The organism is Algoriphagus boritolerans DSM 17298 = JCM 18970 (assembly GCF_900108085.1).
GTDB classification, from domain to species: domain Bacteria; phylum Bacteroidota; class Bacteroidia; order Cytophagales; family Cyclobacteriaceae; genus Algoriphagus; species Algoriphagus boritolerans.
Map to the genome: position 1 here is coordinate 1 of NZ_FNVR01000052.1, position 11,791 is coordinate 11,791.

The 11,791-nt window shown below is 44.5% G+C and carries 12 protein-coding genes; 3 read left to right on the forward strand and 9 right to left on the reverse strand.

Annotated features, from left to right (window positions below; all coding sequences use genetic code 11):
• Nucleotides 1-263 precede the first annotated feature (263 nt).
• On the forward strand, nt 264-1,136 hold the full coding sequence (locus C4S61_RS21085; protein ID WP_235010149.1) for a PIG-L deacetylase family protein: 873 nt from the start codon (nt 264-266) through the stop codon (nt 1,134-1,136).
• Nucleotides 1,137-1,250: 114 nt separating this feature from the next.
• On the opposite strand, the gene C4S61_RS21090 is transcribed toward C4S61_RS21085, so the two are convergent.
• The 9 genes from C4S61_RS21090 to C4S61_RS21130 form a co-directional block, all read right to left on the reverse strand.
• Entirely contained in the window at nt 1,251-2,018 is a 768-nt protein-coding gene (locus C4S61_RS21090; RefSeq protein ID WP_103926761.1) for an ABC transporter permease subunit, read from the reverse strand.
• The gene (locus C4S61_RS21095; protein WP_103926762.1) at nt 2,002-2,754 is read right to left on the reverse strand and encodes an ABC transporter ATP-binding protein; all 753 of its coding nucleotides are present in this window, start codon (nt 2,752-2,754) and stop codon (nt 2,002-2,004) included. Before C4S61_RS21095 ends, C4S61_RS21090 begins: the two co-directional genes overlap by 17 nt.
• Entirely contained in the window at nt 2,741-3,979 is a 1,239-nt protein-coding gene (locus C4S61_RS21100) for a nitrous oxide reductase family maturation protein NosD (RefSeq protein WP_103926763.1), read from the reverse strand. Before C4S61_RS21100 ends, C4S61_RS21095 begins: the two co-directional genes overlap by 14 nt.
• A gap of 20 nt (nt 3,980-3,999) precedes the next feature.
• Complete coding sequence (locus C4S61_RS21105) at nt 4,000-4,434, reverse strand: nitrous oxide reductase accessory protein NosL (RefSeq protein WP_103926764.1); 435 nt, start codon at nt 4,432-4,434, stop codon at nt 4,000-4,002.
• A 20-nt stretch (nt 4,435-4,454) separates the two neighbouring features.
• Nucleotides 4,455-5,039: a hypothetical protein gene (locus C4S61_RS21110; protein WP_103926765.1), complete on the reverse strand. Its 585-nt coding sequence runs from the start codon at nt 5,037-5,039 to the stop codon at nt 4,455-4,457.
• A 150-nt stretch (nt 5,040-5,189) separates the two neighbouring features.
• Nucleotides 5,190-7,148, reverse strand: a complete 1,959-nt coding sequence (nosZ, locus tag C4S61_RS21115; protein ID WP_103926766.1) for a Sec-dependent nitrous-oxide reductase — start codon at nt 7,146-7,148, stop codon at nt 5,190-5,192.
• 40 nt (nt 7,149-7,188) lie between these two features.
• Nucleotides 7,189-8,970: a c-type cytochrome gene (locus tag C4S61_RS22445; RefSeq protein WP_235010151.1), complete on the reverse strand. Its 1,782-nt coding sequence runs from the start codon at nt 8,968-8,970 to the stop codon at nt 7,189-7,191.
• A gap of 3 nt (nt 8,971-8,973) precedes the next feature.
• Nucleotides 8,974-9,708, reverse strand: coding sequence for an iron-sulfur cluster repair di-iron protein (gene ric / locus C4S61_RS21125; RefSeq protein WP_235010153.1), 735 nt, complete (start codon nt 9,706-9,708; stop codon nt 8,974-8,976).
• A 26-nt stretch (nt 9,709-9,734) separates the two neighbouring features.
• On the reverse strand, nt 9,735-10,166 hold the full coding sequence (locus C4S61_RS21130; protein WP_103926772.1) for an RrF2 family transcriptional regulator: 432 nt from the start codon (nt 10,164-10,166) through the stop codon (nt 9,735-9,737).
• 416 nt (nt 10,167-10,582) lie between these two features.
• Here C4S61_RS21130 and C4S61_RS21135 point away from each other — a divergent pair, with 416 nt between their 5' ends.
• Both C4S61_RS21135 and C4S61_RS21140 read left to right on the forward strand, forming a co-directional pair.
• Nucleotides 10,583-10,975: a GreA/GreB family elongation factor gene (locus tag C4S61_RS21135; protein WP_103926768.1), complete on the forward strand. Its 393-nt coding sequence runs from the start codon at nt 10,583-10,585 to the stop codon at nt 10,973-10,975.
• A 29-nt stretch (nt 10,976-11,004) separates the two neighbouring features.
• A complete protein-coding gene (locus C4S61_RS21140) occupies nt 11,005-11,616 on the forward strand; it encodes an MCP four helix bundle domain-containing protein (protein ID WP_103926769.1) in 612 nt (203 codons plus the stop codon).
• Nucleotides 11,617-11,791 lie beyond the last annotated feature (175 nt).

The window sequence follows — 11,791 nt, forward strand, 5'->3', positions numbered from 1 at the left end:
CAATAGCTTACGGGATAAATAACATGGAAATGCAAGCCGCCATAGCTTTATTCACCGTCAATGTTAAAAGAATCTTAAAACTAGCCCAGTTATAATCAAAAAATAGTTTACAATCGCTGAAAATCATCAAAATTAGCTCAGTATAGGCTTTTTATAGAGAAAATTTAAAAGCAAGCGGCGAAAAAAAAGAAAGCGACTAAGTCACTCTTGTCCGTGACCTAATCGCTCTCAAAATTTTACCTTCAATTTTAGCTACTTTTTCAGTGGCCTCTTTTGTCGTCCTGTTTTTCCTCTCAATTTTCCCTGGTTTTGCTCAGGAGAAACCCCTCCGCATTCTGATGATCGGCGCACATCCTGATGACTGCGACATCAAATCCGGTGGAACCGCTGCCTTGTTTGCCAAGATGGGTCACGAGGTTAAGTTTCTCTCCATCACCAATGGAGACGCTGGACACATGGAAATGGGCGGGGGAATGCTCGCCAAGCGTCGCTATGCCGAAAGTCAGGAAGTAGCCAAACGACTTGGAATTCACTACGACGTCTTGGACAACCACGACGGCGAATTGCTCCCGACGCTGGAAATCCGTCTCGATGTCATCCGAAAAATCAGGGAATGGGGCGCAGATGTGGTGATTTCCCATCGGCCAAACGACTACCATCCTGATCACCGCTACACGGGAATATTAGTGCAGGATGCGGCATTTATGGTGGGAGTACCCAATATCGCTGCCGATACTCCTCCCCTTCGTAAAAACCCAGTTTTTCTGTATTACCAGGACAATTTCCAAAAGCCCAATCCTTTTTCTCCGGACATCGTGATCGACATCACTTCGGTGATTGATCAAAAAATCTACGCCTTGGACGCGCATACATCACAGTTTTACGAATGGCTGCCTTGGATCGCCAATGACCCGGATGTCATCCCCGAGGGAAAAGAAGGACGAATCGCATGGCTAAAATCAAAGCGGGCCTCTGCTCCTAATCCTTCCGTGATGAAGTCCCTAGAAGAGTGGTATGGAACCGAAAAAGCAGCTCAGGTGAAGTTTGCCGAGGCTTTTGAAATCTGTGAATATGGCAGTCGGCCGGGTCGGGAGGATATTTTGAGGTTGTTTCCGATGCTTAACAATTCTCAATAATCAATGGACAATGACCGATTTTCAAGTATTGCTCAATTACTTGAGCATTGAGTTTGAGCATTGAGTTTGAGCATTGATACTTGCTAATTTCTTTCTATCCACTTTCGAGAACATTCAAAAATCCCTTTTCTTAAACACCCGCATGGCAAAGAGATTTGGCAAAAGCGTCCACAAGGCCAGCGTCCCGCCAGCTATCAGCAAGCCCATACTGCTGGAGAAAAACTTTTGAAAAAACGCTCCGGTATAGCCCATTAAGGCTGAAATATCCAACTGCATCAGCATCAAAATTCTTCCCAAATCCACAGGATTTAACATGACCAGGCCCAAGGTGACTTTTTCCAAGGGATAATCCGCAAAACTGTAAATCAAGTACAGGACAAATCCATCATAGACCAAAGAAAAGTAAATCCAAAGGCCCAAACTGATACCGATTGCTTTTGCTTTGTCACGAGTCAATACGCTGGCTAGAAAGGCAAAACCCGCAAAAACCGCACTTAGGATCACCCCAACTGCCAGCAATGTAATCAAACTGGTATCCGCTCCCCAAAGTAGCATCGGCAATCCAAATCCGATCATAATCGACAAACTAAGCATCAGAATCACTGCAAAAAGCTGACTGAGAAATACATGCGAGCGCTTCACCGGCTGTGCCAGCATCAGCTCGATAAATTCCAGATTATTGTAAAAGTGAGTGGTCGCAAAAACAGCCGAAATCAACGGAACGATCATGATCATAATATTCATCAGACTGAGCGAAACTTTACTCAGATCATCCGAAACCTGGTAAATCGACACCGCCACCAGGATCATAAACACCGTGTAAATCATCGCAAAACGAGACTTCAGAATGTCGTAAAGGGCGTATTTAAGTAGTTTCAACATGGCTCATCTCGCGTTTAGTCACCTTTTTTTTTAAAGTCCACTGCATCAGTTTGGCAATGGCCGGAGAGAATCGAACTTCTCCGGTCAACTCCTTCAGGCTTTCTATGGTATCGTTGAAATAGACTTCCCCATCGAAAATATAAACCGCCTGATTGGTGAGTTCCTCCAGATCGCTCATGATATGGGAAGTGATCAAGATGAGCTTTCCGGCAGCTCGCTCCCTTTTGATTTTCGCTTTCAGGATCTCCACCGCGATCGGATCCAATCCAGCCGTAGGCTCATCCAAAATCAGAATATCCGGAGAAAACAAAAAAGCCAAAGTCGCGCTCACCTTTTGACGGGTTCCCCCGGAAAGTGTACCCATCGCTTTATCTTTCATTTGATCGAGTTCGAATGCTTCGACCAATTCCAAATCGTAATCTTTGATCTCAGGCCGCATGTCTTTCATCATGGAGAAAAGCTGCCCGATCTTCATATTGGAAGGGTATCGACCGATTTGAGGCATGTAGCCGATGTATTGGCGATAGGAGTGACTTCCCTTGATCGGTTGATTTTTTACAAAAATCTCACCCTCATCAGGCATGACCATTCCCAGAATGGTCTTGATCAAGGTAGTTTTTCCACTACCATTTGGTCCCATCAAAGCGTAGCTGTTGCCAAGCCGAAACTCCAGGTTGAAGTCTTTCAGAACCTGCAACTTGCCAAACTTCTTGGATATATTTTTAACCGAAATCATAAGGCTTCATTTTTGGGGATTCATCAATCATTTCGTCAGGTGTCAGCGTAGGGATAATTTTCTCCATCCGATCCAGTAGCGTCACCATAAAACTCCTCCAGAGGATCACGGCTGCGGGGATTTTCTCCACAATTACGCTGTAGAGGTTTACCGGTCGATAACCAATATCCCCTATCTGATTCTTATCCAGATCATAGCCTTCGTATTTGTCCCAGTAGTTTTCGGTCAAGGTATTGAGTACAAGGGAACCATTGGTACTGATATCGAAGGTATTTTGGGTGAAATTATTGGCCTTGAAGGTATTCTGATCACAACTCGCCATGAGCTTGAGTGCCCAGCCATTTTCACGGAATGTATTATTGGTAAACTCCATCCGGCTACTGCCTTCCATGTAGATTCCTACGGTGTTTTTAAGGAAAATATTGCCGACTACTTCACTGTCGCTGATGTCTTTGAGCAAGATCCCATAGGCGCTGGAACCCCAGTTTTCTTCAAATCGGTTTTCCTTCATCAGGACATTTTTGGTGTACATCACAGCCACGCCAGCTCCGTTGTTTTTGAAAGTATTCCGGATGTAGCTGTTGTCATGCGAAAACATAAAGTGTAATCCGTAACGCATGTTTTTTTGGATTTTGTTCTCTTTTGCTTGTGTATTGGTCACAAACTCGAGATAGATCCCGTCACGGTGGCCGGAAACCTCGTTATTTCCGATGTAGGAATTTTTGCATTTCCATAGGTGAATCCCATTCCCCACTTCAAACTCCCTCAATGCTGAAGCTGAGATTTTATTGTTGATAATCGTCAGTTGGGAGGAATTGGAAAAATGTAGACCGAAGTAGGTATTCTCCAGGATATTATCCCGGACGATGCAGTCTTTGGAATCAAAAAACTTGATCGCTGCGGAATCATCCATATTGGATCGGCCGGTATTGATCAATTTCAACCCCTGAATTGTAAGGTTGGAAGTGGCTACGATCAGGATATTTCCTTTGAAATCCGCATCAATCACCGGGTAATTTTCCCCGATCACTGTCAGCGGTTTTCGAATCACAATGCCAAATTGCTTGTATGTGCCTTCGGAAATAATCAAGGTATCTCCGGGAGATGCACGATCCACTGCCTTCTGAATCGATTGACCGGGGTTGATTCTGATGGTATTGGCCAAAACCTCCGGAGAACCGATCAGGCAAAGAAGAAAAAAGATAGAGACCCTTAGTGCTTTCATGGATTTACCTGCGATGCAGGTTATTTAAACTGTGTGGTGAGCTCACCCCAAGCGAGGTAGACTCCGCCTGACTTATTCTTGTATTCTTTCAAAAGATCGTAGTCCGGAAAGGCAACGATGTTACTCGCCATAGGAGTCTTGAATTCCTCAGACTTCAGGTAGAAAGCCAGGTTGGCATCCAGCAGAACACCCGGATTTAAGTAATCCGTCACAAGAATGTGCCTGTACATTTGGCTTTTTCCATCATCTGAGTCCATGTATTGCAGCATGCAGTTGAGATCATCGAAGATGAATACTTTGCCTTTTTCGGTCACCAGTTCGGCTCCGAATTTTGGATCCATCAGGGTCATCTTACAGTGGTGACATCCATCCTCACCATAGACGATCGGTTTGGGATCTGCTGAGCAGGAAGCCAACAAGATCAAAATCCCGAGTAATGATACGTTGCGATTCATAGTTTCTTAATGTTAGAAGGTTATAGGGCCTGAACAGGTTTTTGAAATCGGTCTCGGATGATGGCTACGATGAGTAACCCAACCCCGCCGATTAGTATCCAGCTTCCGGTATCCGGTCCGGAATACGCGATAAAATTCAAAAGCTCTTTATATCCGATCAGAGGAGGCTGATAACTCATTCCCTCCACTTTGATGGCTGCTTTTGGATCGAGCGTATGACCATACTCGTAACCCCATCGGTACATATCTACCAAAACTCCGATACCAAAGAGTGTCATCAGCCCAAAAAAAGCATACAAACTCCACCTTTTCCCGATCAGAAAAGCAAGGATCCCCAAGGCAATCAATCCTCCGATGACATAAATCAGGAAGGTGAATTCAGGGAACATCTCGTCGCCGATATGATTCATCCCGATGTAGTGATTGACACCGTTGATTTGATCCACATTCCCACTGAGGTGGTCGATCCAGATTTTCATATTCAGACCTTCGGGATACTGAGGTGCCCAAAGGCTGATCTGCCAAAGCGGTGTGAAATAGGCCGGAATGATCAGAAGAGCAGCTATCAAAATCAGGATCCTGTTGGATTTGCTGAGCTTTTTCATTTTTTGAAGGGGAAATAGAGGCTGTCTCATAAAGTACCGATGTCACATTGAGCGTAGTCGAAATGTGGCCCCATTTACAGGAAATGGCCTTCGTCTCGGCTCAGGCTGACACCATTAAGCCTTTTGAGACAGCCTCAAGATTTGGGGTAATTACTCAACTTCTCCTGTAGAATATTTCAATGCGGTACTCGATCCTTTCGGCGATACTCTGAGGTAACCTTGCATTTCCTGGTGCAGGGCAGAGCAGAAGTCGGTACAATAGAATGGAAATACCCCAACTCTGTCCGGCACCCACTTCAGCGTGGAAGTTTCGCCCGGCATGATCAGCAATTCAGCAGTATTAGCCCCTTTGATAGCAAATCCATGGGGCACATCCCAGTCTTGCTCCAAATTGGTCACGTGGAAATAAACCTCATCTCCGACTTGTACGCCTTCGATATTGTCAGGTCTGAAATTGGATCTGATCGAAGTCATGTAGATGTGAACTTGATTTCCTTCACGCTCCACCCGCGCATCATTGATGCCCTTCAGTGCACGTGGGTGCATATTTTCCTCGATTTTGAAGAATTTTACCTGTCTATCCTTGATCAAACTTGCCGGAAATGCCTCCGCATAGTGGGGCTCGCCGATGGTAGGGAAGTCAAGCAAAAGCTGCATTTTATCTCCTGAAATATCATATAGCTGGGCAGAGTGCGCTAATTCAGGACCAGTTGGTAAGTATCGGTCTTTGGTGATCTTATTGTAAGCTACCATGTACTTTCCGTGAGGCTTGCCTGTCGGTCCGCCGGGAACACTCAAGTGACCTACAGAATAATAGGTAGGCACTCTATCCAATACTTGAAGGGTTTCGATGTTCCACTTTACAATTTCCGATGACACAAACATGGAGGTGTACGCATTTCCCTTCCCGTCAAATTCTGTGTGAAGTGGCCCAAGACCCGGCTTTTCCACTTCTCCGTGAAGGACTGATTCGTATTTCAGAACAGGCATTCCATCCAGCGTTCCTTCGAAATCTTGATTTTCGATGGCTGCAAGCATTTTGGTGAAAGAAAAAACAGGAATAATCGCTGCAAGCTTACCGCTACCGATGATGTATTCACCTGTTGGGTCTGTGTCAGTGCCGTGCGGAGACTTAGGGCAAGGGATGAAGTACACCATGTCTTTCAGGATCTTAGGATCAAGGACCAATACCTCTTCCATCATCGTTGAAGTGGCGCTGTGAGTTTTCTCATCCCACAGATTGTGTACGTACTTGGCTTTTTTCTTGGTGCCCTGTCCGGCTTTCACGTACTCTTCCGCCTTCTTCCAGTTTACAGCCATGATGTAATCCTTATCCTTTTGAGAAGCATTTACTTCCAAAAGTGTATGGGCCATTTCGGTATTGTAAGTGGAGAAAAAGAACCAGCCATGCGATTTGTTTTTGCCGGCACGAGCCAAGTCAAAGTTGAATGGAGGCGCTTCGATTTGGAAGGAAAGATTCATTTCCCCGGTTTCCTGATCTACACTGATAAAGGAGATATGACCTTTGAAGTTTTCCTTATAGGAATCTATCGAAACGTCCTGATTGTCGCCGGTCGGCACAGAGAATCGGGTTCCTGCCACCACATATTCTGTGTTTTGGGTGATGAATGGGGAGGAGTGATTTCCAGCTGAATTGGGGATCTCGATGATTTCCACAGTCTTGAATGTGGTCAGGTCCACCCGGGCAATTCTCGGGGTATTGTTAGCATTTCCAAACGCCCATCTTGCATCGTGTTCCGCATTGGTGGTGGAGATGGCAATGTGGTGCAAGTCGTCCCAGGGAACAAAACCATTTGAAGTATTCAACATGGGTTTGGTTTCCTCGGAATATCCCCATCCATTCTCGGGGTGAACCGAAAACACCGGAAGGATCTTCAATACTCTGCCAGAAGGCAATCCTACTACAGACATTTGTCCATTGAATCCTCCGGACACAATGTTGTAGAACTCATCGTGCTCACCTGGGGCCACGTACACTTTGGAAGCTGCATCGCCCGAGATGGCACTTTGAGCACCTTTAGGTTTACAGCCTGGGGCTAAAGCAACTGCGATAAAGCCCGCTGCTAGAAGCCATACATTTTTTTTCATTTTATAAAGTTTAAGTCTGGGTTATTTATTTTGACAGAATCTAGATTCCACCTTTTTCTAGGTCGTTTTTTCTCAAAAACTCAAGGATACCCCGGGCATCCGGCCCACTGATATTTTGGTTTGGCATCCGGGTGAGACATTCCTCCAGCAGTGCCTGCGCTTGCGGATCATTATCCAGCATCACGTCCACATTGGTGATCATATTCATGATCCATTCCGGTTCTCTTCTGGAAGTAATCCCTTGAAAGCCAGGGCCAACTAGTCGCTTGTCGTTTAGTTGGTGGCATGCGGTACACTTCATGTCCACGATAGCCTTGCCTGAGGCCGCCAATGTCTCATCGATTCCCTCACCGATTTCAACAGATTTAAATTCACCGATTCCTTTTGGATCAGCTTTTACTTCTTCTTTTGAAGTAGTTTCAGTAGTGGAGTTTGAGCTTTCGCCACTTCCTCCCCCACATGAAGTCAAGAGTATCCCCAGGATACCGAGTGACCAAATCAGTGTTTTTTTCATGGTCTTAGGATTGGTTCTTTGTTGAATTTGGATTTTAGTATTGGATATTGCTTTATTGGAAAATTCATTGGATAATAAGCCTGTCAAGAGCAAGGCAAGACTCACCGGAAATAGGCAGGAGGCCAGGAAAAGCCAAAAGTTGTATTCCGGCAAAAAGCCCATCTTCAGCCAAATCAGCGTGCCTTGCAGAAAGAGTAAGATCTCCGTGATCACAAAGCCTGCAATCAGAAAAATCCAACCCAACTTGCTTGTTGGCCTCTCATCAATCCAGCCTTTGGCGATTGCTACAGCCGAAACGCCCATCGACATGGCTCCCAGCAGTACGAGATGAAGAAATCCGATCACATACATGCGGATCGAATAAGAAATCACCGCAACGGAAGGGAATACCAAGAGGGCCTGTAGGATCACTTTTGCAAGCAAACTTGCTATGGCTATGATCATGAGCAATCTGGCAAAGCCCCGTAGAGGATCGGTTTTGAACAGCCCAAAGACTGACTTCAAAATCCAGAAATAAGCAAGCCCTTGAATAAGTACCGCCAATCCGTTAATCTGGAAGAAAATCGGTTTTGGTTCGGCCCAGGTGACAGCCAGCATAAATGTCAGGACGACGGAGCTCGACAGAATCCATTCCTGATAGGCGGGCCATTCGATTCGGAATCCCTTTTCCTCAAAAAAGAGCAGAATCAAACCGAGTACACCCAGCACAAACCAACCATTCAGCTGAAAGTGAAGAAACCACTGGATGGCCATGAAGTAGAGCTCATGCATTCTGCCTAGTGTCGCGGATACCGGCCCAAGTGACCAAAGCCCAAGGGTGGAGATCACCATAAACCAAATCGCAAGACGAATCAGGCGGGTGGCCGGGGTCATTTCCCGGGCTTGGATGACTTTAAGAAGCTTGTATGCAAAACCATAGGTCAGCAGCATATGAAGCGTGGAAAAACTGATGCTGATCGCTCCATATCCCTGAAAAGGGAAAGAAAACAACATTCCCAGAAGCGACAGGATCGTCCCCAAGAAAAGCCACTTATAGGCTTTGATGTAGTTTTTTTCCGGAACCAAGCCAAAAACCATTCCTCCAACGAGCATCAAATGTCCCCAACCCAACAGGGCAAGGTGAGAATGGGCATGGAGAATATTCCGGTATTCGAAGTAAGGAATCTCAACTACGTGAAATGAACGCATCACCAATCCCAGGCAAACAGCCAGAAAGAAAAATCCAAACGCCCATCTAATCCAATTCTCACGGAATTGAATCCCGGAAGAAAAAGATAAAATGGACGATATTGGATTTTGGGCGATCATGGATCAGGCATTCAGACTGTTAAATACTTCTTTTGCTTTGGGGAAAAGGATGTTGTTTTCCAGATGGATATGGGTATGTAAGTCATTTTCAAATTCCTGAAGCATCGCAAAAGCAACTTTGTAAGTCTGACAAGCATCAGAAGGAGGCGTGTAAGTATTGCTCAGTGCAGAAATTTTCCTAAATCGCTCCCCTTCAGCATCATGCTCTTCCTCCATCATGGAGATGGGGTTTTCGATACTTCCAAAATGTGCCGGTGACAGGGGAAAATGATTTTTCCTTGCTGCCTCCATGGCTTTGATATAAGGGAAAAGAATGAACTCCTCCTTCTTCATGTGAGTGGTCAGCGCATCAGCGGTATTGAAAAACTCGTCCCTGATCTCCAGGAGCTCCGGGTGATTTTCTCCGTGAACTTTCGCGATTTTTTCCACATAGAACTTGAGTGAAGGAATGGTGGTCTCCACATATTTATGATGGACATTGACAATATGGTCTACCAGATCAGTCATCCCAAAGTCCTGATAATGCGTTTCGTCTTGTTGCTTCACCACCTGCGCTAGTTCGGCTGTGATCTTATCCAGATTCACCCCTTTCTTCTCACAGGCGTCTCTGAGTTTGACTCCCCCTTTGCAACAGAAATCAATTCCGTAATCGGTGAAAACTTTTGCAGTGCGGAAATTTTCCGCTACGATGCCCCCTACTTTTTTTTCTCCTAGCTCGTTCATTATATTTAAGATCATTTTATCCTTTATTTTGTTAAATTTTTTTAAATTTTTAAGAAGTTGGTTCCATCTTGGATCCCCTTTGCCATATCCTCCAATGAAGTGGTCAGCATCATTCCGGCAAGGTGCTCGCGAATAGCTTTGAATTTATTGTGCACTGCGCAGGGATGATCTTCAGCGCATTTTTCAAGACCCAAAGCACACCCTGTGAAAATCTGATCCCCATCAATCACCTGCACGATTCGATATAGCTGAGTCTTTCTTCCTTCCTCATGTATCTCAAAACCACCATTTGGGCCTTTTATGGAAGAAAGTAAATTTTCCCGGACTAGTACCTGTAAAATCTTTGCAGTGAATGCCTCAGGAGAATTGATCGCCTTTGAAATGTCCCTCAGCCCCACCCGCTCGCTTCCTTCCGGTAGAGTGGAAATGTAGATCATCGCATTGATCGCGTATTTACAGGCTTTGGAAAACATCGTTCCACTGATTGATGGATCAAATGTAATGGAAAAATAATAAAAGATAAAAATATCCTGTAATATTTTTTTAAAAAAATTTTGCGCTCTACAATGTATTTTAAAAGAATCAGGATCCTTAAGGGAACCCTTTAATTTATTTTGAGTTGATAGGGGCATAAAAACATTGCCCGCAAGACTTAATTTGCTTACATTTCAAAAGCATGTACTATTCATCACCACATTCTCATCTACTTTTCTTTGCTCATCATCCTATTGATGTGTCAGTCATGAGATTGTTGGTAAGTCACAGCAAGGCTTTTATCAATTAATCCTCCGTTTCCGAAAACGGAGGGCATAATCCCCACTCTTTTCCTTTTAAAACAACCCTTCTCTGACTAGAGTAAGGTCATTACCCATTTAACTTCATACTGAAAATGAAACCATTCCTGACTGCATCAGACTATAAAACCATACATTCCCTGATTCTAAATCTTCCAGCTCAACTTCGAGGCAAGGAAGTCGCCCAACTGCAACACGAAATCAAATCGGCAGAAATCGTTCCTGACGAAAAGATCTCAGCGGACATCATCCAGATCAATTCCACTTTTGAAGTACTGGATCTGGAAACCCAACGATTAATGAAGTTTCAGGTCGTCCTTCCTCACCAAGCTGATCTGAAGCAAAGCAAAATATCCATCCTCAGCCCTCTCGGTGTAGCTATGATCGGGTTCCGCCAAGGAATGACGATGGAATGGACGCTTCCGGGCGGACGAAAAAAACTCCAAATCAAGCAAGTTGAAAACCCAATTCGAATCACTCAACTTTAATCCTCAATGTCTCTTAACCCCGTTTGACCATGAAGTGGACTTACAGCATTCCCGACAAATTCAAAGCTTCGCTCCTGCTGACAGGAGTCATTGTCATTATTCTGTTCAATAACCTAAGTGAGCGAACGAATACCAGACAACTTAAATCTGCCTTTGAGTCGATCTATGAAGATCGGCTCATGGCAGAAAGCTATATTCTGGAGCTATCCGAGGAACTCCACGAAATCGAAAACAGGTTGGACAATCAGGGATCTATCTCCCCGTTTCAAGTGGACGACTATTTTCAAAAACTTGATCAGATAAGTTTACGCTACTTGAACACCAAACTTACTGAAGAGGAGGAAGTTCATTTTGTAAAATTCGAGGAGATTACCTGGGATATAGCCAATGGACTAAGAGAAGGAACAAATGTGGAAAGGCAAATCCTGGCTGCATTTGTGGAGCTGAAAGAACTTTCACAAATCCAGCTAAAAGAAGCACAAAAATTAATGGGTCAGACTGGAAGGATATTTTCAACCGGTTCGCTTTATTCCCAATTTGAAATAGCCCTGCTGATCATCGCAGGGCTATTTGTACAGGCAATTCTGTTTGCTTCCAAGACAGTAAAAGCAATCTCCAAAGTACCTCCGCAATTAAATTAGGGTCTGCTTAAAAACTCGAGATTTAATATTCTCAAAGAGGCTGTCTCAAAAATAGATAGTTTAAAAGGCAATGCTGTCCTAAATAATTTTTGATTGTACACTAATATCCTATTTGCACCTTATTAAGGATTGTTTTAAGGGTAATTTGGAAACAGATCCCCCTGTAGGGTTTTCT

Excerpts from the sequence above, each read along its gene's own strand:
- C4S61_RS21130 (WP_103926772.1), bottom strand. The coding sequence starts at position 10,166 with ATGTTTTCCAAAGCCTGTAAATACGCGATCAATGCGATGATCTACATT.
- C4S61_RS21140 (WP_103926769.1), top strand. The coding sequence starts at position 11,005 with ATGAAGTGGACTTACAGCATTCCCGACAAATTCAAAGCTTCGCTCCTG.
- C4S61_RS21095 (WP_103926762.1), bottom strand. The coding sequence starts at position 2,754 with ATGATTTCGGTTAAAAATATATCCAAGAAGTTTGGCAAGTTGCAGGTT.
- C4S61_RS21110 (WP_103926765.1), bottom strand. The coding sequence starts at position 5,039 with ATGAAAAAGCTCAGCAAATCCAACAGGATCCTGATTTTGATAGCTGCT.
- nosZ (WP_103926766.1), bottom strand. The coding sequence starts at position 7,148 with ATGAAAAAAAATGTATGGCTTCTAGCAGCGGGCTTTATCGCAGTTGCT.
- C4S61_RS21100 (WP_103926763.1), bottom strand. The coding sequence starts at position 3,979 with ATGAAAGCACTAAGGGTCTCTATCTTTTTTCTTCTTTGCCTGATCGGT.
- ric (WP_235010153.1), bottom strand. The coding sequence starts at position 9,708 with ATGATCTTAAATATAATGAACGAGCTAGGAGAAAAAAAAGTAGGGGGC.
- C4S61_RS21090 (WP_103926761.1), bottom strand. The coding sequence starts at position 2,018 with ATGTTGAAACTACTTAAATACGCCCTTTACGACATTCTGAAGTCTCGT.
- C4S61_RS22445 (WP_235010151.1), bottom strand. The coding sequence starts at position 8,970 with ATGATCGCCCAAAATCCAATATCGTCCATTTTATCTTTTTCTTCCGGG.
- C4S61_RS21135 (WP_103926768.1), top strand. The coding sequence starts at position 10,583 with ATGAAACCATTCCTGACTGCATCAGACTATAAAACCATACATTCCCTG.
- C4S61_RS21105 (WP_103926764.1), bottom strand. The coding sequence starts at position 4,434 with ATGAATCGCAACGTATCATTACTCGGGATTTTGATCTTGTTGGCTTCC.